Below are 25,608 nucleotides of genomic sequence, written 5' to 3' on the forward strand. Positions count from 1 at the left end.
AGATTATTTCAACAACTGGTAAGCAATCAAACTTAAGATATAAGCAAGGCCTGTCATATACACGAGTTGTATGATGGGCCATTTCCAACTTCTTGTTTCACGCTTTACAATAGCGAGTGTACTCATACACTGCATGGCAAGCAAATAAAAGATCATCAACGATACACCTGTTGCAAGTGTGTACACTTTTGTTCCATCCGATTTCACAGCGGCGTGCATTTTCTGACGAAGCGTTTGCTCATCAGCTCCATCACTGTCAACTGAGTAAAGCGTAGCCATTGTTCCAACAAATACTTCACGAGCAGCAAACGAAGTGATCAACGCAATACCAATTTTCCAATCGTAACCAAGAGGTTTGATCACCGGCTCAATGTATTGACCCATTACACCTGCATAAGAATTCTGTAACAGGGCAGTTTGTTTTTCTTTTTCGATCAGTTCTGCATTCTGTGGTTGAGCTGCCAATCGCTGTGCATATTCTGTATTTACTTTTTCAATTCTGTTACCCGGACCATAAGAACTTAATGCCCACAATAACAAACTGATGACCATGATAATTTTACCCGCATCAAACACAAAGATCTTTGCCTTCTCGATCATGGTGATCACAACATTCTTATAACGTGGGTGGCGGTACAACGGAAGCTCCAGAATAAAAAAGCTTTTCTCTTTCAGTTTGATGAAACGCTTGGCGACGTAAGAAACCACTAATGCGATCACCACACTAAACACATAAAGACCCATCATCACCAAACCCTGCAAACTCAGGAAGCCAAGGAAATAGGTTTTAGGAATTACTAAAGCGATGAGGATCGTGTAGACTGGCAATCTTGCACTGCAACTCATGAGCGGTGTTACCAATATCGTCAGCAAACGTTCTTTTTGATTTTCAATATTCCGCACACTCATGATGGCAGGTACGGCACATGCAAATCCGCTGATCATCGGCATCACACTCTTTCCATTCAACCCCACTTTGCGCATGATCTTATCGGTTAAGAAACCGATACGTGCCATGTAGCCTGTTTCTTCAAGTATAGTGATCAACCCAAACAGGATCATGATCTGTGGCACAAAGACAAAGATGCCGCTCAAACCTGCCAGCACACCATTAATGAACAGATCGGTGAGTAATGTATCGGGCAGCCAGCTGCTGAACCAGTTTGATGCTTTCAGGAAAAACAGTTCGATCATATCCATGGGATATTGAGCAATCCAGAAAATACTTTGAAACAAAAGAAAAAGCACAGTCAACAGAATCGCATAACCCCAGAAGCGATGCAGCAAAACCCGATCAAGTTTTTCTGCGATCAGTTGTTTCTTTACCGGTGATTCTTCGGTGATGGTATTTTGTACGATCTGCTTAATGCGTTGGTAACGCTGCATGATCTCTTCGGCCTGTATGCGTGTATGCTGAACTTTGTTGCGTTGTTCAATGGTTTCGATCTTATCCTGCATTTCTGCATTCAGCAAAAATGATTCGTGATTGATAAGATGATGAATAGCTGCATAATCACTCAGGTGAGGTAAGATCTCTTTTACTTCGTTTACCGCATCCGTAGCCAGGTTTTTATTTGGAATGAAGTCAAATGCCGGTGGGCGGTATTGATGTTTAGCTGTTGCTTCCACCGCTTTTTTCAAAACATCAATTCCTTTATTCTTTCTTGGATTAACCGGTACAACAGGAATGCCTAACTCACGCTCCAATCCTTTCAGATCAATGATAATGTCTTTCTTGCGGGCCACATCCATCATGGTAAGCGCCAGAACAGCCGGTATCTTTAGGTCAATGATCTGTGATACAAATAACAGGTTACGTTTCAGCGTACTTGCATCTGCTACAATCACCACTACGTCTGCTTTTACTTCCGTGTCCTGGTTCATGAGCACACGGTAACTCACCCATTCATCTGCACGACGGGGATACAGGCTGTAAGAGCCGGGCAGATCGATGAGCTCAGCTTTTAATCCCATACCTAGATCCAGCTCACCTGATTTTTTGTCAACTGTAACGCCAGGAAAATTGCCCACTTTTTGGTTAAGCCCCGTAAGGTTATTAAACAAAGAGGTTTTACCGCTGTTGGGATTGCCAACTAATGCAATATGAATTTTGTTTGTGGCCATGAAAGCAAGTGCAAATGTAGGTGCAAAAAGATTGAGGCATTTACGAAGTTGGAAAGATTAGCTTCGGGTTTGTAAAATGCTGTTTAAATTCCCAAGCAACCTTACTAAGAAAGCACACATCTGTTTAACTTTGACCCTCTAATTAATTTGATATATGAAAAGCGTTCTTTCGTTTTTGTTTTTTCTACTCATTTCCAGTGGTTCTTTTGCTCAAAAGCTCAGCAAGTCAGATAAACTGAGTTTGACTAATCTCCGAACGCACACAAGCTTCCTTGCCGATGATAAGCTGGAAGGAAGAAGAACCGGTACAAAAGGCGAAGAGCTCGCTTATAAATACATCATCCAGGAATTTCAACGCAACGGCGTAGAAGCGAAGGGTGAAAATGGTTTCCTGCAGGTGTTTGAAATAAACGAAGGAAAGCAGATACTGCCTTCCACCTTTTTCATTATTGATGGTGAACATTTAAAAGTCGATAAAGATTTTTTTCCTTTCAGCTGGAGCGCAAACGGAAGTATTGAAGCAATGGCATCTCCCAGTTTGCACGAAGGTGGCAGCGCCTGGTTTTGGGATATAAAAGAATTGTTGACAGAGAATGAAAATAACCCACACTTCGATCTGCTGAACGCCATCCGTACAAAAGAAAAAGATGCGGCACAAAAAGGGGCAACAGCTTTAATTCTTTTCAATAGTGGTGCAAAAGATGCAGGGTTGAAGTATGATGCAAAAGACCGCTCAGCTTTATCTACAATTCCTGTTATCTGGTTACAGAAACGTATTGGAGATAAGATCGCTGCAGATCCTTCAGCCATGCAGGATATTAAATTGAAAGTAGAACAAGGCGAAAAGATCAGGAAAGGACATAATGTAGTTGGTTATATCAACAACAACGCCGAAAGTACCATCATCATTGGCGCACATTACGATCATTTGGGCTATGGTGAAGACAATAACTCACGCAATACCGGAGCGGCAGCAATTCACAACGGTGCTGATGATAATGCCAGTGGTACTGCAGCATTGATCGAGTTAAGTCGTTTATTAAAAACAGAAGGCGCAAAAACAAGTAATTACCTGCTTATTGCTTTCAGTGGTGAAGAACTGGGGTTGTATGGTTCAAAGTATTTTACTGATCATCCAACTCTTTCGTTGAATACAGTGAATTACATGATCAATATGGATATGGTTGGTCGCTTTAATGATACGGCTAAAACGATCACTGTTGGCGGCATTGGTACATCACCCAACTGGGGAACACTTATCAATGAAAAGAAACCCGTTTTCAGCATTAAAGTTGACAGTAGCGGTACCGGGCCAAGTGATCACACTTCTTTTTATCGTAAGGATATTCCTGTGTTATTTTTCTTTACTGGTTTGCATACCGATTATCATAAACCAAGTGATGATTTTGATAAGATCAATTACAATGGACAATTGCTGCTGGTGAAATATATCACCCGTTTAATTGCACGCAGCAGCAAAGAACCAAAGCTGGCGTTTATAAAAACACGGGAGCAGCAAACAACCACTACTGCACGCTTTACTGTGAGCATGGGAATAATGCCCGATTATACATTCAGTGGCAACGGTGTAAAAGTTGATGGAGTTAGTGAAGGTCGTGCAGCACAGAAAGCCGGTTTAAAAGCAGGCGATGTTGTTACAAAGCTTGGTGAATTTAATATCAGCTCTGTTGAAGGTTACATGCAAGCCTTGAGTAAATTTAAAAAAGGTGATGCTACAAAAGTGAAAGTGAAACGTGGAAATGAAGAACTTGAATTTGATATAGCGTTTTAAATGATCTCCGGTAAGGAGATAAGCATACATGAAACTCAAAATCGATAACGAACTGCTGGCAGAAGAATTCTTTGAGAATACACTTCTGCTTGGTGTAATGGCTCCCATGGAAAGCCAGAAGTTTGTGTGGCAGGTAAACCAATCAATGCGTTTCGATTTTCGTTTGAATGACGATATTGAAATTCAGTTATCAAAAAAGAACAGGCAATACTATTTTTCTGTATTCGAGTACAAAGAACCAAACATGGTGCTGGAGTATTACTTGTATAAGAATCAATTTGACGGTGAGTATCTTTTACCGGAATTCAAACACCTTGATTATTTGTGGCTGACAAAAGGGGATCTGCCGGGAGAAGAAGATGAAAAAAAACTCATCACTGATATTCGAAACATTCCTGGTGTACAGTTGGTGGTTGAGTTAACCAATGAAAAGATCAGGAACAAGCAACATCTTATTTTATAACCTCGCTCAATTGTAACTTATGTGGACCGAAACTGATAATAAACTTTACCGAAAATTTGAATTCGCCAATTTCTCAGAAGCTTTTGCCTTTATGACTCGTGTGGCAATAGAAGCAGAAAAAATGGATCATCATCCTTTGTGGACCAATGTGTGGAATAAGGTGGAGATATGGTTAAGCACACATGATGCGGGTGATATTGTTACCGAAAAAGATAAAAAGCTTGCCGAGCGAATCAACAAGCTTTTATAGTATTGTCTCACGCCTCGTCTGACAATTCACAGAATATGTTTATTTAATAAACTGAAACCATTGCTGAAAGTAGGTTCCTACAACAGGCAATGGTTTTTCTTCGCCATTTAATGCTGATATCAAACCTAACACCCAGAGCACAACAAGTGCTATCCATATGATCGTAATAAAAAAGGATAGAAAAGGAACCATGAAAACAAGCATCCAGAAAGCAATATAAAGTGCAAGACTTGTTACCATGATTCCGAAACTCTGCCGGAGATGATAAGTAGCCAGTGAACTTTTTGGATTCAGATTGCCGTATGATACATAAGCAATGATCCAGCCAATGAGCGTAAGGTAACTTACCCAGGCGATAGTTTTTGCGTCCATAGTAATGTTGGTTTAAGTTGATTACAGACAACTAATATACTCATCGGCCATTGCTAAAGCAATACATCAAACTAAAACCTGAATAACCTTTTCTGATTTGGGGACGAGTTTGCCAATTGGTTGTGTGAATGCTTCAAGATTGTTTGCAGCAAGCAGTTGTTGAACATCTGCTAACTGCTCTTCTTTCACAGCGATCAACAGCCCCCCATTCGTTTGTGGATCTGGCAACAGATTAAATGCTTCCATCACATTTACACCCGCACCAAAACCAACTTTGCTGCTGTAACTATTCCAGTTTCGGTAAGTAGCATCTGGAACGATCCGTTGCGCCAGGTATTCTTTTGCCGCCGCAATAAATGGTATGTGTTGATAAGATAGTTCGGCAGAAACAGCAGCGCCTTCACACATCTCAATTAGATGACCCAACAATCCAAAACCAGTTACATCAGTCATAGCGGTTACTGCATCCAGTTTTCCCAACAGCTCACCAATGGAATTAAGCTGTTTCATTTGAGTTGCAGCAAGTCCTTTATGTTCTTCTTTCAATACATCTCTTTTTTCAGCAGTGCTCAACACGCCAACACCAATTGGTTTTGTGAGTAACAATACATTTCCTTCCCGGGCAGTATTGTTTTGTTTGAGATTTGCGATCTGCACCATTCCGTTCACTGCTAAACCAAAGAAAGGTTCCGGTGAATCGATGCTATGTCCGCCTGCTAAAGTAATACCTGCTTCATTGCAAATGGTTCTTGCACCATCTAATACCTGCTGTGCAATCCCAGTTGGCAATTTTTCAACAGGCCAACCCAAAATAGCAATTGCCATAAAAGGTTTTCCACCCATTGCATACACATCGCTGATGGCGTTGGCAGAAGCGATCTGTCCAAAGCTGAAAGCATCATCCACAATGGGCGTAAAAAAATCAGTGGTAGAGATCATGGCCATTCCATTGCCGAGATCATATACCGCTGCATCATCTTTACTGCTGTTGCCAACAAGTAAGTTCTTATCTGTTATTGTTGATAGGGATGACTGAAGTATTTGTTCAAGTACGGCCGGTGCAATTTTGCAACCGCAACCTGCGCCATGTGAAAACTGTGTAAGTCTGATTGTTCCTGAAAGCATGTGCAAATGTAAACCAGATCGTATTACTTCTTTGTAATACGCACTGCCGCACTTTTTTTACTGTCTGATTTAAACCTGATCTCGTAAACCAAGCCTTCAGTTTTTACCACAAGCACGCCGGTATTCGGAGGAATGGTTCCCTCATTCTCGGCAAATAATGTAAGCAGCAAGCCTTCATTTGTTTCAGGAACAGCAATAGTTTGTTTAATGCCTTTATCTGATAATCCTATGCGGTTAAGCAAAACAGAATTGTTATTAAAAACGGAAACACTGTCACCATCAATCAGCCCGTCATCATACAATTCGATCAAAACCGAATCAGCTTCTGTTTCAATACTTTTTACAATCTCTACTGTTCGGGACGCAAGCCTGACAGAATCTTTGTTTAGTATTTGTTCTTGTTTAGGAGCGGTTGGTTTTTCAACCTGCACGGCATTTTTTTGTTCGAGTACTTTGATCAGGCCTGATTTTGAAGGATCATCCTCTTTCTTTAAAAATGTCTTACCACTTTCTTCAAATAGTTGTGTCTTCCGTTTGTTTGATTGTTTCCATTCACCGCTTACTTCTTTTGTGTCGCCGTTTAAAAAGAGAATGTGACTTTGTAGTACACCTTCAGATCCGGGAGGATTTTGATACAGCGTTTTTGTTTCGGTGATCACCATATAGCCTTCAAAGAGGTTACCTGCTATTTCACAAACCGCATAAAATTCACCATTTACTACTGTTGAATAAGAATATCCGGTGATTTTGTTTCCTTCCTGGAACAACAGTAATTCATACTTGTATTCCATGTTCATTTGCAAAGGATGATTGCTCGTAAATCGGCCACGCCAAAGTCCTGCAATAGTTTGTGCAGAAGAAAAAAGAGTGCTGCAAAGCAGAACAAGGGCGAGAACAAATTTCATACTGCAAAGAAAAACATTCAATTGCTATTGTGCTGTTATTCTTTTCGCTTTAAAACAATGGACGAACTCTTGTTGAGTGTTGAACTGAAGTTCACCTGGTAACGTTCATTGGTCGTGGTAACGATCAACAACCCGGTATTTGGCGGAATACTTCCAAGGTTTTCAGCAAAGAGCGTGAGTTGAAGGATTTCTCCTTTTGGAACTGCGATGGTTTTTTTATAAGCACTGGCTTTAATGCCAATACGTGATACGATCAATTCATTATTTAGAAACACACTTACTGTATCACCATCGATCTCACCATTATCATATAATGATAACACGACACTATCCTCTGATACTTCGAGGGCCTCAATAATTTCAACCTGTCTTTTAACAATAACCGGATTATTAATAACAGGTGGTTTACCGGTTCCGGCCTGTGGTTGTGTTGCAGTATTGCCGGCATTTACATTACCAATGGTACTGATCTTTGTTTGAGTTGGTTGATTGGTTGCAGGAGCTGTTACTACAACCGGCGTTGTTGGTTTTTGTTCGACAGGTTTATTGGCAGCAGCGGATGTATTCTGCTGCGGATTTGTTGTGGCAGGAGTTGTGTTTGGTTTAGATGTTGTTACAGCCGGACCTGTTTGTTGAGGTTTCGCTTGTTGTTGATTTGTAACAACAGGATTCGTTGTTACAGGAGGTTGCGTTTGCGGCGCAGTTGTAACTGGTGGTTTATTGTTTGGCTGGTTAACAGCAACTGTTGTTTGCTGAGGTTTTGTTTGTTGCGGGTTGTTTACAGCAACGGATGTTTTATTTGTTGAGTCGGTTGGTTTTGATACAACAGGTTTGTTTTGTTGTTGAATTGGGTTTGCAGCAACAGTGTTGTTATTATTTGTGCTTACAGGTTTATTGTTACTAACTGTAGGTTGATTTTGTATTGCTGTTGTCGTTGCTGGTTTGTTGTTTGTTTGATTTGCGGCAACATCAGTAGGTTTGGTTGCTGGCAGTTGTGGATTGTTAGCCGCAACATTTGTTTTGTTGGTCGAATCTTTTGCAGGAGTTACAACAGGTTTATTTATAACAGGATTCGTTATTGGTTTATCAGTTGTCTGATTTACTGCAACATCATTCAGCTTGGGTTTTGTTTCTGCTGGTTTTATAACTGCAACTGTGGTTGTAACAATGCTGTCTTTAGCAGTTTTTACCTCTGGCTTATTTTGCGTAGAAGGAGTTGTTGTGGGTTTGTTATCACTTGGTTTGTTGACCACCACATCTGTTGGTTGTGGTTGTGTTGGCGTTGAAACAAGCACAGGCTTTGGCTCATCAAACATCATTTCTTTCGTGAGCTTTTTTTCTTCCAGACGTTTGTATAACTGTGTGGCTAAGTAATTGCGTTCCCTGTTTACAACAAGCTTGCCCGGCATTGCATAAAGATTTCGCCAGCTCGATGTACTCCAGTCGCCATATAAAACCGATGCTGTATCAACAATGTCTTTTATGTTGAACATGTACACCGTCTTAATTCCTTTCCTTTTTTCCTCGAAGTTATTGGAAACAGACTTTTCGTCTTCAACGATCAATACACTGTCTTTAATACGGGCTTTTACTTTTACGAGATTGTAGTACAACACATCATCGATCAAAAACAGACGCTGACAATAGCCGTATAGTTCGCCATTCTTTTCTTTAAGTGTAAGTTCAAAATCCACTGAATACTTTAAACTATCGGAAACCATCTTTCCTTTGTATACACCTGTTACAACCTGCGACTTACCCAAGAGTGAAAGGGAGCAGAAAAAGAGAAGAAGTAAATAGTTTTTCATGTGTCAATTGTTTGAGCTACACCTGGAGCTGTAATAGTTGTTTAATATTGGATTCCTGAACGGTTTCGCAGGGTATCTTCACTAATAACGCCTGAAGGTTGTCTCTATTATGCAAACCCTTTGAATACCACTTATCGTAATAGGTTAGTAAGATACGAAAACAATCTTCCACCCTGTCTTCAATGAGGGCATTTACTGCCTCTTTGGTCTCAAGGCCGCCCAGTCGTTTCTTGATGCGGATAACGGCATTCACAAGTCGCTCACGCTCATGCTTTCCGTATTCAGCCACAATATGTTTCAATCGTTGCTCGAAGGGAATATCAACAAAATAAACAGGGGACGTACGCATTTGCTTCCAAACGCTTATTGGTGTATTCACATCGCCAATGCGTTGGCTTTCATCCTCCAGCCAAATTGGTTCCGGCTTTTTGGCCGCAGCAAACAAGGCAAGTGCGAGTTTGTTTTCAAAATGTTCCTGCGAAGGCTGGGGTGGCATGCCAAGGTTACCAAAGGCAGAGCCTTTATGATGCGCCAGTGCTTCAAGGTTTATAACGTTCTCACCCGTTTTGGCGAGTTTTTCCAGTAAGTGCGTTTTACCCGAGCCAGTAAATCCGGCAAGAATGCGAAAAGAGTACGTTTGTTCAAATTGATCAAGTGCCCACCTGCGGAATGTTTTATACCCGCCAACAAGTGTGTATACATTAAAACCGTAAAGATCAAGCAACCATGCAACGCCACCACTGCGCATACCACCACGCCAGCAATGCACAAGAACAGTCTTATCGTTTCTGTCAGATCCTGACTCAACAGATTTTTTGCGGATGATCTCATTACATTCTTCCACCAGCTTTTCTGCCTCTTCCACCATACTCCGCATTTTCACACCAAAGAACGTGAGACCGATCTTTATTGCTTCTTCACGACTTTGTTGTTTGTAAGCAGTGCCCACTACTTTTCTTTCTTCATCAGTAAATAAGGGGAATGAATATGCACCTGGTATATGTGCATGTTTGTATTCACCCGGACTACGCACATCTAGTACCGGATAAGTAGCAGCAAGCGAAAGAAATTCTTCGATATTAATTTTTTGAATAGCCATAAGAGCAACACGCAAATTTATTTATTTCGTCTTGCAACAACAATTGATATAATCCAAAGTAAAAGTGAGATACAGAAGAATAGAATGGTGAGTTGTTTGGCAATAAGAAAAAGTTCAAGATTGCTGGTAAAAAACCAGGCGTAGCACATAACGATAAACGCAAACATTCCGAATGCCCTGCTGATGTTACCGAACCGTTGAAGCATAGTACAATGCAAAAAGTCCTGCAGTTTTCTACAGGACTTTTATATTTAATTTTCTTTGATCTGGATGTTTACTTCTTTTCCCTTCTTCTCCACTTTGATATTTCCACTGTCACCGGCTTTAATTTCTATTTTGCCATCCTTCCCTTCGATCTTAATACCATCAGTAGAATTGATTTTGATACTGCCAGAATCATCTCCTTTAATGGAAATGCCTTCTTCACTGATCTTTATTTCACCGGAATCACCTTTTATCTCAATTTTTGATTCGCTGCTTTCTTTTTCATTATCTGATTGCTGCGAATCTCCACAACCAATCAAGGTGAATAACAGAGCTGAAAGAAAAAAGTATTTCATAACAATTATTTTGTTCGATTGATTAACCATTCATGCTGATGAGGAACTCATTGTTGTCTTTCGTTCCACGCATATGTTGTAACAAGGTGTTGATTGCTTCTTCTGTATTCATATCGGCCATATGCTTACGCAGGATCCACATACGTTTAGCAGTGTCTTTATCAAGTAACAGATCATCACGACGTGTACTTGAAGCAACAATATCAATTGCAGGGAATACACGTCTGTTGGCGAGCTTACGATCAAGCGCCAATTCCATGTTACCTGTTCCTTTAAATTCTTCAAAGATCACTTCATCCATTTTGCTACCTGTATCAACAAGCGCTGTTGCAATAATGGTTAATGATCCGCCATTTTCAATTTTACGTGCAGCACCAAAGAACTGTTTTGGTTTTTGCATGGCGTTTGCTTCAACACCACCACTCAATACTTTACCACTTGAAGGTGCTACGGTATTGTGTGCACGTGCTAAGCGTGTAATGGAATCTAAGAGGATAATTACATCATGACCGCACTCTACCAAACGTTTTGCTTTTTGTAAAGCGATGGTACTTACTTTCACGTGTTTCTCTGCAGGTTCATCAAACGTACTGGCAATAACTTCTGCTTTTACGCTGCGCTCCATATCAGTTACCTCTTCCGGACGTTCATCAACCAACACGATCATCAAATAACATTCAGGATGATTTTCTGCAATGGCATTTGCCAGTTCTTTCAGCAACATGGTTTTACCTGTCTTTGGCTGGGCAACGATCAATCCACGTTGTCCTTTACCAATTGGGGTAAACAGATCCATGATACGGGTGCTGTAATTATTGGAAGTAGTTGTAAGATTTAATTTTTCGAAAGGGAACAACGGTGTGAGATAATCAAACGGCACACGGTCACGCACTTCATCAGGACGCTTTCCGTTGATGGTATCAACCTTCAATAAGGCAAAATATTTCTCCCCTTCTTTTGGAGGACGAACAGAGCCGTAAACAGTATCGCCGGTTTTTAAACCAAACAATTTTATCTGCGATGGAGATACATACACATCATCGGGACTTGATAAATAGTTGTAATCGCTGCTGCGTAAGAAACCATATCCATCAGGCATCATTTCCAACACACCTTCACCTTGTATCACACCATCAAACTCAATGTTGAAAGGTTGTTCACGCTTATTATTTTGAAACTGTCGTTGTTGATGTTGTTGGTTTTGCGGGCGCTCGTTCGGTTGCGGATTTTCAGCTTCCTGGTTCGATTCAGCTAATTGCTCACCTAATTCCATTTCAGGTGGACCTGCCACAAAATCATCTTCACCCGGCAATGTAAAACCAGGAGGTATAATAGGTTCCGGAAGTTCTGTTTTCTTAAGCACCTTTTTAGGAGCTGCTGCAGGAGCCGGAGCCGGAGCATCCTCTTTCTTTTTGCGAACCTTAGGTGCCGTTTCCTTATCGCCACTTTCCACAACAGCTTCTTCAGTACCGGAAGCGGTGGTGGTTTTTACAATGCGTTTGCGCTTCTTTTCTTCTGCGCCTTTGTTTTCACTTGCCATAACAGCTTGATTATCGAGGATTTTATAAATGAGTTGTTGCTTATCTAATTTTTTAGCACCAGCAATTTTTAATTGCTCAGCTACGTCTAGCAACTCAGGAACGAGCATATCGTTCAATTGTAGAATGTCGTACATAAGAGATTAATTCATTAACACGGAATGGTAAAACCTGGAACTTGTTTTTAGATCTGAAAGTTTGTGTTGATAAAAGTTAAGGGAACCTGGAACGACCGAATTTGATGAGCTTTTGGAAGATCGGATTTGTAAATATCAGTCGGAATCCAATGCAATGTTACGGTAAAATTGGAAAAAAGGAAAAAAATTGTTACCACAGCTCTCCCATCGATGTTATTTTCTAAACTTCTGAATTTCAACCCTGCTTTTTTCTGTTTATACACTTTACAACGCTTTAACCCCTCTTTTTTGTCCTTTTTATGATTAGGAGGAGCTGCCAATTTTGTCGAAGTAATCAATTACAGGAATTGACCTATTTAGTATTGGAGGACAAAATCACATGTGGTTAAATTTTTTCAATAAGAGCGGTAAAATTCTAAAAGCAATGTATACAATTATTTTTTTGATGACATTATGGATGTTTTTTGGTGTTTTATTTGTCCTAATGATTAGGATAACTCCCGAAAGAAAACTCAATTACATAGAGAAATGGATTAAAGCCTATCGAGGAAAGAGACCTGATTAGTCGGGATAGTTAGCAAGGATTATCTTTGCCGCTCAAAATTTCAGCATTTATGTTTAACAAAAGGGTTAAGATCAAAGAATTGCTTAGTCAGGAGCCACAGGAACAGGAAGTAACAGTGATGGGTTGGGTACGTACATTTCGCAATAACCAGTTTATTGCGTTGAACGATGGCAGCACCAATAATAACCTGCAGGTGGTTCTGGAATTGGGCAAATTTGATGAGGAAACCCTGAAGCGGATCACAACATCGGCGTCATTAAAAATTACCGGAACGGTTATTCCGTCTCTTGGAAAAGGCCAGAAGCTGGAAGTGAAGGCAAGTACTTTGGAAATACTTGGTGATAGCGACGCAGAAAAATATCCGCTTCAACCCAAAAAACACAGCCTTGAATTCTTACGTGAAATAGCTCATTTGCGTTTTCGTACAAACACATTTGGTTCTGTATTTCGTCTCCGTCATGCATTGGCATTTGCTGTACATAAGTTTTATAACGAGAAAGGGTTTGTTTATCTCCATACGCCGATCGTTACAGCAAGCGATGCAGAAGGTGCAGGCGAAATGTTTCGTGTAACTACATTGCCGTTTGACAACCCTCCACGTAATGAAGATGGCACTGTCAACTTCAAAGAAGACTTTTTTGGTCGTTCTTCAAACTTAACGGTAAGCGGTCAGCTCGAAGGTGAATTGGGCGCAACAGCATTTGGTGAGATCTATACATTTGGTCCAACTTTCCGTGCTGAAAATTCGAATACAGCTCGTCACCTGGCTGAGTTCTGGATGATTGAACCTGAAATGGCTTTTTGTGATTTAGAAGACAACATGAATCTTGCTGAAGAATTCATTAAGTATATCATCCGTTATGCAATGGAAAACAACAGGGAGGATCTCGAGTTTCTTGCACAACGTTTGGCTGATGAAGAAAAACAATTGCCACAAGACAAACGCAGTGAATTGGGTTTGATCGAAAAGCTGGAGTTTGTTTTGAATAATGATTTTGAACGTATCACTTATACTGAAGCGATCGATATTTTATTACAGTCCCCTGCGTATAAAAAGAAGAAGTTCCAATACGACGTAAAGTGGGGTATTGATATGCAGAGTGAACATGAGCGTTACCTTGTTGAAAAGCATTTCAAAAAACCAGTGATCGTTACAAATTACCCTGCGGCAATTAAAGCTTTCTATATGCGACAGGATGATGGTTGTGAGCCTGGAAAAGAAACGGTTGCTGCGATGGATATTCTTGCACCCGGCATTGGCGAAATTGTTGGCGGTTCGCAACGTGAGGAGCGCATGGACAAACTCATGAAGCGTATGGAAGAAATGCATGTGCCTGCAGAAGAGTTGTGGTGGTATCTTGATACACGACGTTTTGGTACGGTGCCCCATGCCGGTTTTGGATTAGGATTTGAACGTATGGTGCAGTTTGTAACGGGAATGGGCAATATCCGTGATGTGATCGCTTTCCCCCGCACGCCGAAGAACTGTGAGTTTTAAGCAACAAGCAGCTTAAAAAGTCGTTTTACTATCTTTATACAAAACCTGAACCATGCAAAAAACGCTTTTTATCTGTACAATTCTGTCTATTGTTCTATCGGCCGGTAATTGTAAGAAGCCTTCAACTCCTGATCCCGGGACACCTGCTTCAACATATCAGCCAACTACAACCGGCAGTGAGTGGAACTACACTACTACAGGCACAACTGCATCGGGACCTGTGAATACGTCTTTTAAACTGACAGCAACATCAAAGGATTCCGTCTCCAATGGGAAAACGTTTCGGGTGTTTACTAATTCTGCTGGAGCGAATGAATATTATGTAAAGGTTGGAAATGATTACTCAAGAATTTCTTCTTTAGCCTCCTTAACAAATGCTGTTGAACTTTTGTATCTGAAAGAAAATCTTAACGCAGGCGCAAGTTGGAGCGAAGTTAAAAGTGTGCTCATTACGGGAGCGCCTGTTGCAATAGACGTTAATATGATTTATACTGTCGAAAGAGGAAAATTTGATACTACGATTAATGGAACAGATTTCAAAGATTGTATCAGAATTCGTGTTACTCCTACTGTTACATTTCCTACCATTGATGAAAACAATATAACTTATTTGTTTGCTAAAAACGTAGGTATGATAGGCAACAAAGTACGATTGAGAGTAAATAGTCTTGCCGTGAATGTTAATACAGAGACCAAGCTTGGTGCTTTCGTTATCAAGTAAACTTATTTCTTTATAAGTTTTTCAACTTCATCAATAGCTTGTTTACGTATAAGATCAGTGATCTGCTGTTCAAGTTTGCGCATGCGGGCATATAGTTTCAGAACAACAAAATAGAATAACACAATACAGAGATAAAGAACAAGATCAGTTCCTCTGCCTACACCTAGTTTTTTTGCCAGCACATTTGTCCATTCAGGAAATAGAATGAACAACACAGCAACCCCTACCAGGATAAATAGTAACAATACATCAGCAATACGGTTACGCAAGCGTACAAAATAGAACAAACCGGTGAACAGGAATCCGATGATGAGTATAAGTTGAATGGGTGTCATCGCAATAGTTTATGTAAAAGTAAATCGAAAAAAATACGAATACTGTTCCAACCCGATTGACCTTTTGCTTTGGAATACGCTGTGTAACGAACGTCAACTGCGACCTCTGTAAAACGAAGCTTGTTTTTTTTCACCAGTATCAATATTTCAGATGCATGCGCCATTCGGTTTTCTTTAATGCGGATCAGGTCTGCAGCTTTTCTGTTAAAGGCACGTAACCCATTATGTGCATCACTGAGCAAAAGACCGGTGAAAAGAAAATTTACATAACGAGCCGTATGTAATAAAAGGGACCGTGTAAAAGGCAGAGAGGATTGCTGCGTTAAAAAGCGGGAACCAAATACAACATCTGCTGTGTTGTTCAGAATTGGTGCAAGCAAATGTTCTATAGCTGAAAGATCGTGCTGCCCATCTGCATCAAAATGTACAATATAAGAAGCGCCTTTTGCTAATGCATATACTGTTCCTGTTTCCAGTGCTGCACCTTGGCCAAGATTCTGCACATGGCGGATAGTTGTAACCTGTAAATCAGCAATAAACTTTTCTTGTTCGATTGTTGAACCGTCATCAACTACAACAACATGATAACCCTGATTTATAAGTGGTTCTACGGTTGAGCGAAGAACTATCTCTTCATTAAAAGAGGGAATGATGATGAATTTTGCAGAGTCGCTCATATGCTGCATTAAAGATAACTAAGATTGCTTGCAGGAATGTATGATCTATTCCGGCTCCAGTGTTGTTGAATAGATAATATAGCTTGCTGTGGTAAAAACCGAAGTAGCGTTATACTCAGTAATCAGCGCCAGATCAGCTGGTGGTGCATCTTTTTTACTGATGATAAGTAAACGAATCCTTTTTGTTGTTTTAAGCTTTTGACCTGCAAGCAGGCTTATTTTTTTGGTTATGGCCACATTGTTTATGTAGGGGAAAAATGTAAAATAGGGTTCGTTGTAAGTTATTACTGTTGGTAACTCATCTTTGGCAAACGTTTGAAGATAGTTGTACGCAGCTGCTCTGTCTGTACGGTTACTTAATTCTTTATCAGGAATATTATTGGTGGTTAGATTATAATAGAATTTCAGTGTGAGTGCAAGATTGTAGATGATTGTTAATGTAAATAGCAAAACCAATATGCGTTGTGTAATAGTTGAATAGGTTATCCATTTTTCTTGCACCAACCAAAGCGTTAATACCAGCAATAAGAGAGAAGGAACAATATAGTATCTGCCTTCGTTAACATAAGTCCAGCCACCAAGCTGTCCCGTACGACTGTTATGCGTAAGCGACAGCCCAATAAGAATTACTAAAGGAAGAATAAGAAATGGAAGTGTTGTTAGGGTGCTAAGGGTTTGTTTAAGTCTGGGTTGATCTTGTTTCTGTCTTTCGTTACGAACACGAACAATAAAAAACCGCACTGCATAAATGACGAATGAAAATAGAAGAAGAGCCGTAATAATATAATAGATATACCGAACTGGAATAAGTGCAGCATTCCATCTGTTTTCGATATAGGAGATATTGAGGAATGTTTTAAATACGAAAGGATAGAAATTTTGGAGATTAAATAGAAAGAAACCTGTTTTGTCCATTGCCAAGGATTGGTCAACTGACTGGGATGTGTAAACAAACAACAAGTATTCCTGCAGGAAAATAAACAGGATAACAAGTGATAAAGAAAGAGCAGATCGGCGCACAAGTTTCCTGTTTTTTAAGAAAAATGCTGCTGCTAATAGATAGCAAGGGAACAACAGACTTACAGGATAATATTGATACCGAAAAGCAGAAGGAAGGAAGAAGAGGAAGGACATGAAAATAAGGGAAACAACACCCGAGTGCTTTTCTTTTTTCAATTCTCTGACTAAGATCAGCAAAGCCCAGATACAAAAAAGTGCAGCTGCAACATCACTAAGTCCGGGCCTTTTTAATAATTCAGGATTTAGAGTAAAAACAAGAAACGTGTAAATGATATAGCGAATGTTTAATCCAATCTCTTTACAAAATAGATAGAGCACACGGATAAGACCAAGTAATGTAACAGTGAGTAATGTTATATCTGCAAGTTCAAAGCTCCCGGTAAACTTTAAAAAAATGGTTGTTGTTAGAATTACAAGTGGTGGCCATAATCGTAGCCCTTCAAAATAAAAAGCAGACAGGTTTTCTGGCGATGACCTGATAAAACCCATGCCGTGTCCGTCGATCAGATTTTGGGCTGCTGAATTGATCAGCATATAATCGGTCATATGCAACGGGAAGCAATACAGAAGAAGCAGGCGTGTAATAAAGGCAAACGCCAGAACGATTTGCAGTTGTCGTGTTGCGCTCATTGTAGTCTACTTGCTTTGAATGAGATGGTTTTTTTGATAAGCTTCTATTCTGTCGCTCACATTTTTACGGATAGAATAATAAAACAGATTCAAATCACCTGCATGATAATTTTTTGTGCGTAGAAAGATACTATAGAAAAAGCAAGGTCTGTTTATCCAAACAACTCCATTGTGATTTTTTGCGCCATTTGTATACTTATAAGTTTTATTAAACCTAAATAAAACAGCGCCAAGGTTTTCTTTTCTAGCGATAGCAGAATCGGATAGGGACCAACTTAATGGGTTTACTGACCATGTCTTACCTTCTTCTTTTTGAACATAATCCGGGAGGTATCCTTTTCGGAACGTTCGCCATGTTACGAAACAGTTTGTTTCAGTAGGATTTCTGCATGGTTCCATAACTGAGAAATAGTTAAGCGGTACACCTAATCCGATGATATAAGCACACACAAGCTTATTTGAAAGGGGTTTGTTTTCAAAAAACTCTCTTAACAGTCTTCCTGCATGATAAGTTCCCTGGCTGTGTGAAGCAATAATGATTGGTCGGTTGCTGTGATGTTTTTCAAGATAATAAAGAAACGCATTTTTTACATCGGCATAAGCAAGTTCAAGTGCAGCTTGCGATTGTGCTTGTTCAATAGAATAGAAAGAATAGATATGCGCTTGCCTGTATCTTGGAGCAAAAACCCTGCAACTTCCATTAAAGATACTTGCCTGGTACAGTATTGAAGTGTAGTCGGTCTTAGCATTTAATGTGTCATTGTTGAGTGAAGCATTCCATACTTTTCCTGCAAGTGCTTTTGATGTCAAACTGGTGGGGTGTATAAAGAACACATCGGCAGAACTATCTTTTGATTCTTTTAGAAATGATTTTGGAATACTGTCAGACGGGTCTTTTTTTGACGGATGAGCCGCCCAGAAACGCAGGTCTGAATAATCAGGAACGCTATCGGCCATTGTAAATTTGTTCTTATAGTTTTCTACCTGCGAAAAATAAGAAGGCCTGCACGCAACGAAGAAAAGAACTGCGATTAGGGGTCTAATTAAAAAAGCTTTCGTTGATTCAATCAATTTTGTAATTTTTGCAAGCCAAACCTAACAGAATTACAGCAAATACTTAATTAATAAAAGAGTTTATTATGACCATTCCAGTTGTCGATCTTGCGGAGTTCACCAGTGGTGACCCTGTTTTAAAGCAGAAGTTTGTAAATGAATTAGGGAAGGCTTATGAAGAAGTAGGCTTTGTAGCTGTAAAAAATCATGGCGTGCCAGATGATATTATTGGTGATTTGTATAAATATGTACAACAGTTTTTTTCACTGCCCTTAGAAAAGAAGAGAGAGTACGAAATCCCCGACTTGGCTGGTCAACGTGGTTATACATCATTCGGCAAGGAGCATGCAAAAGGTAGTGATGCTCCGGATCTAAAGGAGTTTTTTCAATACGGTCAGAAAGCAGAAGGTGAAGAATATGTGCCGGAGGAGTACCCGGAGAATGTGCAGGTTGGTGAAATTGATGCGTTTAACCCAACCTTTCATTCAGCATACCGATCGTTTGAAGAATCGGGAAAGAAGTTATTGCAGGCAATTGCTTTGTATTTAGGGCTCGATGAATTTTATTTTGATAGCTGGGTTCGTAACGGCAATTCTATTCTAAGGGCAATACATTATCCTCCAATAACAAATGAACCCAAAAGTGCAATCAGAGCTGAGCAACACGAGGACATTAACCTGATCACTCTGTTAGTTGGTGCTTCAGCAGATGGCTTGCAGATTCTTACAAAGCAGAACGAATGGGTTGGCGTAACCTCTTTACCGGAACAGATCGTCGTAAATGTTGGGGATATGCTGCAACGTTTAACTAATAATAAATTAAGATCCACAACACACCGGGTTGTGAATCCGCCGAGAGAGCTGTGGCATACATCAAGGTTTTCGATTCCTTTCTTTTTACATCCAAAAGGAAACATGTCGTTGGCGTGTTTGGAAAGTTGTATTGATGATAAAAATCCAAAGCATTATCCAGATGCAACAGCGGGAGAGTATCTTGATGAGCGCTTACGTGAAATTGGATTAAAGAAGTAAACCATTTAAATCCGTTGATCTGAAATTTATCCGACACATTCCATTTTTAAAAGCGGTACTCCTTTATACGCTGACTGCTTTTGGTGGTCCGCAAGGTCATATCGGAATGTTGATGAAAATTTTTGTAAAGAAACGTCGTGATCTGACGGAACATGAATTAACAGAAATCATTTCGTTCTGTCAACTTCTGCCGGGCGCAAGTTCTACACAAACTATAACGCTGATTGGTTACAAACGTGGTGGATTGCCGTTGGCCTTGGTTACGTTATTTGTTTGGGTATTTCCTGCTTGTTTTATCATGGGTGCTCTTTCCTTTTTTGTTCATTATCTGGATAAAAAAGCCTTACATACAGATATATTTAAATTTTTGCAACCTATGGCTGTGGGGTTCCTGATCTATGCAACATGGAATACCTATAAGTCGGCGGTGAACAGTACGATCACCAGGGTGATAATGATTGTTGCTGCAATTGCTGTATACACTTTTTTTAGAACACCTTGGGTTTTTCCAATCATTCTTGTTGCAGCTGGTGTTGTTACAAATTTTAATAAGAAGCGTATTCCGCAAAAAGAAATCCCCAGACGAAAGATCAAATGGTCGAATATATGGTTGTTTGTTTTTGTTTTTGTTGTAGCTGGATTTTTAAGTGAAACGGCACGTAAACAAGAATGGGAGAATAGACGTGCATTCAACCTCTTTGAAAACTTTTATCGTTTCGGAAGCTTGGTCTTTGGTGGTGGACAGGTCCTGGTCCCGATGATGTATGAACAGTTTGTAATTCGTGAAAAGACACAATACATGACTGGTGAAGAATTGTTAACAGGAGCTGGTTTTGTACAGGGAATTCCGGGGCCCGTTTTTTCAATGGCATCCTATACAGGAGGAATGGCAATGCGTGATTTCGGCGCACGCAATCAAGTGGCTGGAAGCATTATTGGTGCGGTAGCAATTTTCCTCCCGAGTTTGTTATTGGTGTTGTTCTTTTACCCGATCTGGAACAACCTAAAAAAGTATGCAGTTGTTTACCGGTCTCTTGAAGGAATTAATGCTGCAACAGTTGGTTTAATGGCCGCTTCTGCTTTTTATGTCGCAAGAGATATTTCTATTCTTGACATGAATGCGATCAGTTACCTGAATCTCATCGTAATTTTTGCTACTACAATACTTCTTTCTACAACCAAAATTCCTCCTCCGATTATTGCAGTGGTGTGTTTGTTATTGGGGTGGATTTTTTAGTTTATAGTATCCTGCCGATTCTATCTCATCACATACAAGATCAGGTACTAGAAAACGGATTGATTTCCCTTTTGATATTAACTCACGGATATGCGTAGCCGAAATTTCCAATAATGGAGCAGTAAGGGAATGAAGTTCTTTAATTTGGTGAGGAACTATTGGGAAGCCCGGTCTCGTGTAAACATAGATTGGGAAGCCTGCCATGATCTGCTCAGCATTTTTCCACTTATCCAGGTTTTGAAGGCTGTCACTACCCATAATCACGGAAAAAGAATGTTGGGAATATTTCTCCTGTAAATAGGTTAGCGTTGTAATTGTATAAGAGGGTTTGGGTAATCTAAACTCAATATCAATTGCTTTTAGAGAAGCACTTTTTTGGATAGCCAGATTTACAAGATGCAAGCGATCGTATTCATTTAAAAGATACTTTTGCTGCTTAAACGGATTTTGCGGAGAAACAACAAACCAAACCTGTGAAAGGTCGGTTTCGTTTAAAATGTGCTGGGCAATAATAAGATGTCCCGCATGGATGGGGTTAAAAGAACCAAAATAAAGTCCAATCTTCATTAATTAATTGAATTACAATTAGTTAGGTGTTTTAACCAATATGCTTTGAGCTTCTTCGATCCGCAGACTTAATTGATAGCCTGCTACTTTTATGCTGATGGGGTCACCTAAAGGAGCCTGCATTTCCACTGTAACTTCCTCTCCTGGGACACACCCCATTTCCATCAACTTCAAAAAAATCTCGTCATTTTCAAAAGAGTGAATAATTGCTTTTTGTCCAGGTTCTAATTCCGATAATCTTTTCATACGCAGTTGCAAAAGTATCGCTTCCTGAAATGAAACTTTCCCGAATTTTGGAATTATGCAGGCAGCACGTGTTAATTTTTTTTACCAGGATGTAACGTTTTCTTTTTCCAACCGAACAAGAGTAAAGGGGTTTGTAAAGAAGTTATTTCATAGAGAAGGGTTTAAATTAAGTGAATTAAATATCATCTTCTGCACGGATGAAGCTTTGCTTGAGATCAACAGGAATTTTCTGCAACACGACTACTATACAGACATTATTACTTTTCCTCTTAGTACAGGATCTCAACCAATTCAGGCTGAACTTTACATCAGCATCGATAGGGTTCGGGATAACGCTAAACAAGCCGCTACTTCTTTTAAAGACGAACTTCACAGGGTAATTTTTCATGGATGTCTCCACCTTGCAGGATATGGCGATAAGTCTTCACAACAAATTAAGAAGATGCGTGAACGGGAAGACCATTATTTGCGTTTATACAGCAAACAACAGTAATGATCCGGTTCCTGCTTTCCTTTCTGTTCGTTTGTTTAGCAAGCCTGTCCTTTTCGCAGGGAGTAATTGTATTGCAGGATAAACCCTTTGTATACAATCAGCTTCGTGATACAGCCGTTTGGAATCGACTGGTTTCTAGCCGGGGCTTTGCGGACTTATCAGTAATGGAGCAGGATTTTTTCTATTGGACTAATTTGATGAGAAAGAATCCGGGGCAATTCGGTGAAACAGTATTGCAAGAATTTTTAAGACAATTTCCAGAAGCCAGTTCGCCTGATGCAAAATCACTCGCTGCTGATTTGAAGAAAGCTCAAAGAAATCTTCCATTTCTTGATCCCGACCATGGGCTGTGTGTTATGGCCTCAACCCATGCTAAAGATTTGAAGAGTAGAAATGGTATTATTTCGCACCAGTCTTCTACCGGTAAAGATTTTGTGCAAAGGATAAAAGAGGCAGGCAAATACCGCTGCGGTGCAGAAAATGTGTTTGTCGGTACTCCGGACGCATTAGACGCCTTAATACTTCTTCTTATTGATAAAGGCGTGAAGGATAAAGGTCATCGCAAAAATCTCCTTGACCCCTCCTTCACATTAATGGGCGCCTCTTTTGAGGAGATGAACAGTAAAAAGGCTGTCTTGGTACAAGACTTCGGTTGCAAATAAGTTTCACGAAACACAGTTTCATCATGAAACTGTGTTTCGTGAAACAGTAACTTTGTTCAAAATCAGATTACATGCCCAGGAAGAGATGGACAGCCCAAACAGAAGTTACCCCCTCGCTTTTAAAGTTCAGAGAAAAGAGAAAATGGCAGATTGCACTTAGAAGATATTTGCTGGAGAGAAACCCTTGTGTGTCTTATGCCCCCTACTTTGGCTTAGACATTGAAAGCTTTCGAAAATGGATTGAAATGCAGTTTACAGAAGATATCTCTTGGGAAAGCTTTGGACAAAACTGGCAGTTTGATCACATTATTCCTGTAACCTATTTTGATTTTGCAGACGATGATGAATTAACGCTGTGCTGGAACTTCACCAATATTCGGGTAGAAACCATACAAAACAATAAGGATAGGGGTAACAGGGTTGATGTTTTGATGGCAAAGGATTACTTCGGCAACTTATACAAAGAAACGGGCTACGAAGTTTGCCAGGAGCTATTGAGAAAAATCGAACGCATTGAAATAGCGGAAATAATCCCGACTACAAATCAAAAGGCGTTTATACTTCAGCATAAAGACTACCTGAAACACATTGAAGGGTTTACTTCTTATGAATTTGAACTGCTGAACTCCGGACGGGATATCGAAGAAGTAAAAAAAGAGGCCGAGCTGATCAAAAAGCTGGGGCGATAATCAGAAACCAGATGGAAAACAATTTGGTTAACTTTGCGCCCTATGTTTCCTGAATACGATGTGATAGTTGTTGGTGCCGGCCATGCCGGTTGTGAGGCGGCCGCCTCTGCTGCGAATATGGGCAGTAAGGTGTTGTTGGTTACAATGAACATGCAGACCATTGCTCAAATGAGCTGTAATCCTGCTATGGGCGGAATTGCCAAAGGCCAGATCGTACGGGAAATAGATGCTCTTGGAGGGTATAGTGGAATTGTTAGTGATAAGAGCATGATCCAGTTCAGGATGCTCAACCGATCAAAAGGCCCGGCTATGTGGAGCCCAAGAACACAAAACGACCGGATGCTCTTTGCCACAACATGGAGGGAAATGCTGGAGCAAACGCCTAATGTTGATTTCTACCAGGATATGGTGCGCCAACTGTTGGTGAAGGATGGCCGTTGCTACGGAGTTATAACGGGGTTGGGCCATGAGATCAAAGCAAAATCAGTGGTGGTCACCAGTGGTACTTTTCTGAACGGTGTTATTCATATTGGTGAGAAGCAATTAGGTGGCGGACGTATTTCAGAGAAAGCAGCAACAGGGATTACCGAGCAATTGGTTGAGCTTGGATTTGAAAGCGATCGCCTCAAAACAGGCACACCTCCACGAATTGATGGACGCAGTCTCGATTATTCCAAAATGGAAGAACAGAAGGGCGACGAAGAGATCACTGGTTTTTCCTACATGGATGTTCCCGTCATTAAGCCCGAGCAACAACGAAGCTGTTTTATTACATATACAAGCCAGGAAGTACATGATGTTTTAAAGACTGGTTTCGACCGCAGCCCCATGTACCAGGGTCGCATCCAGGGAACTGGTCCACGTTATTGCCCGAGTATAGAAGATAAGATCAATCGATTTGCCGAACGTGATCGTCACCAACTATTTGTTGAGCCGGAAGGCTGGAACACAGTTGAGATTTATGTAAACGGATTTTCAACTTCATTACCGGAACAAGTGCAATACGAAGCTCTTCGTAAAGTGGTAGGTTTTGAGAATGTGCGCATGTTCCGCCCCGGCTATGCGATTGAATACGATTTCTTCCCACCAACACAATTGACCTACTCACTCGAAACAAAACAAATACAGAACCTGTTCTTTGCCGGCCAGATCAACGGAACCACTGGTTACGAAGAAGCGGCTTGCCAGGGATTAATGGCCGGCATCAATGCGCATTTGAAAGCAACAGAACAGGATCCGTTTATTTTAAAAAGAAGCGATGCCTATATCGGTGTGTTGATCGATGACCTCATCAGCAAAGGCACAGATGAACCATATCGCATGTTTACCAGTCGTGCTGAATACAGAACACTGCTGCGCCAGGATAATGCTGATCTGCGGTTAACCGAACTCAGTTACAAAATGGGATTAGCAACGCAGGAACGCATGGATAAAACCCGCAGCAAACTGGATGCGGTGGAACGCATCAAATCATCGCTGGCAGATGTTTCACTCACGCCTGAAGAAATCAATGAGCTCCTTGTTGCAAACAATAGTGCGCCACTTACGCAAAAACAAAAAGCATTACAACTGTTACTTCGCCCCGGTATTCAATTGAGCAAACTGATTGCTGCATCACCCACCTTACAACAACTAACGGGAACGCCTACCGCAGAAGTAATGGAGCAGGCAGAAATACAGGTGAAGTATGATGTGTACATCGAAAAAGAAAAAGAACTGGTACAACGCATGAGCCAATTGGAAGACCTCGAAATTCCAAACAGTTTTGATTATAACAAGATCTCTTCTTTAAGTACAGAAGCATTGCAGAAGTTTAAAAAAATCAAGCCACGCACGCTTGGCCAGGCATCACGCATTTCAGGTGTAAACCCAAGTGATGTGCAAATACTCATGGTGTATATGGGGCGTTAACCTGACGAATTTTTCACATACAATCAATTTGGTAAAATTGTGACAAGGATTAACAATTGTTAACTCCATTCAATAGTTTATTTCACTCTCTGTCATTAAT

General features: G+C 40.4%; 25 protein-coding genes. 11 read left to right on the plus strand and 14 right to left on the minus strand.

Annotated features, from left to right (window positions below; genetic code table 11):
• Window positions 1–3 precede the first annotated feature (3 nt).
• Complete coding sequence (gene feoB / locus H4075_RS00115; protein WP_182802995.1) at window positions 4–2,124, minus strand: ferrous iron transport protein B; 2,121 nt, start codon at window positions 2,122–2,124, stop codon at window positions 4–6.
• A gap of 154 nt (window positions 2,125–2,278) precedes the next feature.
• Between feoB and H4075_RS00120 the strand changes: the two genes are divergently transcribed.
• Genes H4075_RS00120 through H4075_RS00130 form a run of 3 tightly spaced genes read left to right on the plus strand, consistent with a single transcriptional unit; the run spans window position 2,279 to window position 4,629 of the window.
• A complete protein-coding gene (locus tag H4075_RS00120; RefSeq protein WP_182802997.1) occupies window positions 2,279–3,916 on the plus strand; it encodes a M28 family peptidase in 1,638 nt (545 codons plus the stop codon).
• A 28-nt stretch (window positions 3,917–3,944) separates the two neighbouring features.
• Window positions 3,945–4,379 carry an IPExxxVDY family protein gene (locus tag H4075_RS00125; protein ID WP_182802999.1) on the plus strand — a complete coding sequence of 145 codons (435 nt, stop codon included), beginning with the start codon at window positions 3,945–3,947 and terminating at the stop codon, window positions 4,377–4,379.
• A gap of 19 nt (window positions 4,380–4,398) precedes the next feature.
• Window positions 4,399–4,629: a 4a-hydroxytetrahydrobiopterin dehydratase gene (locus tag H4075_RS00130; RefSeq protein WP_182803000.1), complete on the plus strand. Its 231-nt coding sequence runs from the start codon at window positions 4,399–4,401 to the stop codon at window positions 4,627–4,629.
• Between the two features lie 39 nt (window positions 4,630–4,668).
• Here H4075_RS00130 and H4075_RS00135 read toward each other — a convergent pair whose 3' ends face one another.
• The 7 genes from H4075_RS00135 to rho form a co-directional block, all read right to left on the minus strand.
• Window positions 4,669–5,001: a DUF4870 domain-containing protein gene (locus tag H4075_RS00135; protein ID WP_182803002.1), complete on the minus strand. Its 333-nt coding sequence runs from the start codon at window positions 4,999–5,001 to the stop codon at window positions 4,669–4,671.
• Window positions 5,002–5,067: 66 nt separating this feature from the next.
• The gene (gene selD, locus H4075_RS00140; RefSeq protein WP_182803004.1) at window positions 5,068–6,126 is read right to left on the minus strand and encodes a selenide, water dikinase SelD; all 1,059 of its coding nucleotides are present in this window, start codon (window positions 6,124–6,126) and stop codon (window positions 5,068–5,070) included.
• 23 nt (window positions 6,127–6,149) lie between these two features.
• A complete protein-coding gene (locus H4075_RS00145; protein WP_182803006.1) occupies window positions 6,150–7,031 on the minus strand; it encodes a hypothetical protein in 882 nt (293 codons plus the stop codon).
• 35 nt (window positions 7,032–7,066) lie between these two features.
• Window positions 7,067–8,839: a hypothetical protein gene (locus tag H4075_RS00150; protein ID WP_182803008.1), complete on the minus strand. Its 1,773-nt coding sequence runs from the start codon at window positions 8,837–8,839 to the stop codon at window positions 7,067–7,069.
• 16 nt (window positions 8,840–8,855) lie between these two features.
• On the minus strand, window positions 8,856–9,938 hold the full coding sequence (gene mnmH, locus H4075_RS00155; protein ID WP_182803010.1) for a tRNA 2-selenouridine(34) synthase MnmH: 1,083 nt from the start codon (window positions 9,936–9,938) through the stop codon (window positions 8,856–8,858).
• A 251-nt stretch (window positions 9,939–10,189) separates the two neighbouring features.
• Window positions 10,190–10,498 carry a hypothetical protein gene (locus H4075_RS00160; RefSeq protein WP_182803012.1) on the minus strand — a complete coding sequence of 103 codons (309 nt, stop codon included), beginning with the start codon at window positions 10,496–10,498 and terminating at the stop codon, window positions 10,190–10,192.
• A 22-nt stretch (window positions 10,499–10,520) separates the two neighbouring features.
• The gene (gene rho / locus H4075_RS00165) at window positions 10,521–12,173 is read right to left on the minus strand and encodes a transcription termination factor Rho (protein ID WP_182803013.1); all 1,653 of its coding nucleotides are present in this window, start codon (window positions 12,171–12,173) and stop codon (window positions 10,521–10,523) included.
• A gap of 614 nt (window positions 12,174–12,787) precedes the next feature.
• Between rho and asnS the strand changes: the two genes are divergently transcribed.
• Together asnS and H4075_RS00175 are read left to right on the plus strand one after the other, a co-directional pair.
• The gene (gene asnS, locus H4075_RS00170; protein ID WP_182803015.1) at window positions 12,788–14,236 is read left to right on the plus strand and encodes an asparagine--tRNA ligase; all 1,449 of its coding nucleotides are present in this window, start codon (window positions 12,788–12,790) and stop codon (window positions 14,234–14,236) included.
• Window positions 14,237–14,288: 52 nt separating this feature from the next.
• Window positions 14,289–14,957 (plus strand): hypothetical protein, encoded by a 669-nt coding sequence (locus H4075_RS00175; RefSeq protein ID WP_182803017.1) that lies wholly within the window; start codon window positions 14,289–14,291, stop codon window positions 14,955–14,957.
• 2 nt (window positions 14,958–14,959) lie between these two features.
• On the opposite strand, the gene H4075_RS00180 is transcribed toward H4075_RS00175, so the two are convergent.
• The 4 genes from H4075_RS00180 to H4075_RS00195 are packed head-to-tail and all read right to left on the minus strand — an operon-like array spanning window position 14,960 to window position 18,576.
• A complete protein-coding gene (locus H4075_RS00180) occupies window positions 14,960–15,292 on the minus strand; it encodes a DUF2304 domain-containing protein (protein WP_182803019.1) in 333 nt (110 codons plus the stop codon).
• A complete protein-coding gene (locus H4075_RS00185; RefSeq protein ID WP_182803020.1) occupies window positions 15,289–15,969 on the minus strand; it encodes a glycosyltransferase family 2 protein in 681 nt (226 codons plus the stop codon). The genes H4075_RS00180 and H4075_RS00185 overlap by 4 nt, the downstream gene beginning before the upstream one ends.
• 45 nt (window positions 15,970–16,014) lie before the next feature.
• Window positions 16,015–17,619: a hypothetical protein gene (locus H4075_RS00190; protein ID WP_182803022.1), complete on the minus strand. Its 1,605-nt coding sequence runs from the start codon at window positions 17,617–17,619 to the stop codon at window positions 16,015–16,017.
• A gap of 6 nt (window positions 17,620–17,625) precedes the next feature.
• The gene (locus H4075_RS00195; RefSeq protein WP_182803024.1) at window positions 17,626–18,576 is read right to left on the minus strand and encodes a DUF3089 domain-containing protein; all 951 of its coding nucleotides are present in this window, start codon (window positions 18,574–18,576) and stop codon (window positions 17,626–17,628) included.
• A 182-nt stretch (window positions 18,577–18,758) separates the two neighbouring features.
• Here H4075_RS00195 and H4075_RS00200 point away from each other — a divergent pair, with 182 nt between their 5' ends.
• The gene (locus H4075_RS00200; protein WP_182803026.1) at window positions 18,759–19,703 is read left to right on the plus strand and encodes an isopenicillin N synthase family dioxygenase; all 945 of its coding nucleotides are present in this window, start codon (window positions 18,759–18,761) and stop codon (window positions 19,701–19,703) included.
• 37 nt (window positions 19,704–19,740) lie between these two features.
• Entirely contained in the window at window positions 19,741–20,940 is a 1,200-nt protein-coding gene (chrA, locus tag H4075_RS00205; RefSeq protein WP_255460462.1) for a chromate efflux transporter, read from the plus strand.
• Here chrA and nadD read toward each other — a convergent pair.
• Both nadD and H4075_RS00215 read right to left on the minus strand, forming a co-directional pair.
• Window positions 20,920–21,507, minus strand: coding sequence for a nicotinate (nicotinamide) nucleotide adenylyltransferase (gene nadD / locus H4075_RS00210; RefSeq protein WP_182803028.1), 588 nt, complete (start codon window positions 21,505–21,507; stop codon window positions 20,920–20,922). The genes chrA and nadD overlap by 21 nt on opposite strands.
• Window positions 21,508–21,525: 18 nt before the next feature.
• Window positions 21,526–21,753, minus strand: a complete 228-nt coding sequence (locus H4075_RS00215) for a FeoA family protein (RefSeq protein WP_182803030.1) — start codon at window positions 21,751–21,753, stop codon at window positions 21,526–21,528.
• A 55-nt stretch (window positions 21,754–21,808) separates the two neighbouring features.
• Between H4075_RS00215 and ybeY the strand changes: the two genes are divergently transcribed.
• The 4 genes from ybeY (at window position 21,809) to mnmG (ending at window position 25,508) form a co-directional block, all read left to right on the plus strand.
• A complete protein-coding gene (gene ybeY / locus H4075_RS00220; protein ID WP_182803032.1) occupies window positions 21,809–22,246 on the plus strand; it encodes an rRNA maturation RNase YbeY in 438 nt (145 codons plus the stop codon).
• Window positions 22,246–22,908: a CAP domain-containing protein gene (locus tag H4075_RS00225; protein WP_182803034.1), complete on the plus strand. Its 663-nt coding sequence runs from the start codon at window positions 22,246–22,248 to the stop codon at window positions 22,906–22,908. The genes ybeY and H4075_RS00225 overlap by 1 nt, the downstream gene beginning before the upstream one ends.
• A gap of 71 nt (window positions 22,909–22,979) precedes the next feature.
• Window positions 22,980–23,597 (plus strand): hypothetical protein, encoded by a 618-nt coding sequence (locus H4075_RS00230; protein ID WP_182803036.1) that lies wholly within the window; start codon window positions 22,980–22,982, stop codon window positions 23,595–23,597.
• A gap of 42 nt (window positions 23,598–23,639) precedes the next feature.
• Complete coding sequence (mnmG, locus tag H4075_RS00235) at window positions 23,640–25,508, plus strand: tRNA uridine-5-carboxymethylaminomethyl(34) synthesis enzyme MnmG (RefSeq protein ID WP_182803038.1); 1,869 nt, start codon at window positions 23,640–23,642, stop codon at window positions 25,506–25,508.
• The last annotated feature ends 100 nt before the right edge of the window (window positions 25,509–25,608 follow it).

Origin of the sequence: Lacibacter sediminis (genome assembly GCF_014168535.1) — a bacterium.
Classification (GTDB): Bacteria; Bacteroidota; Bacteroidia; order Chitinophagales; family Chitinophagaceae; genus Lacibacter; species Lacibacter sediminis.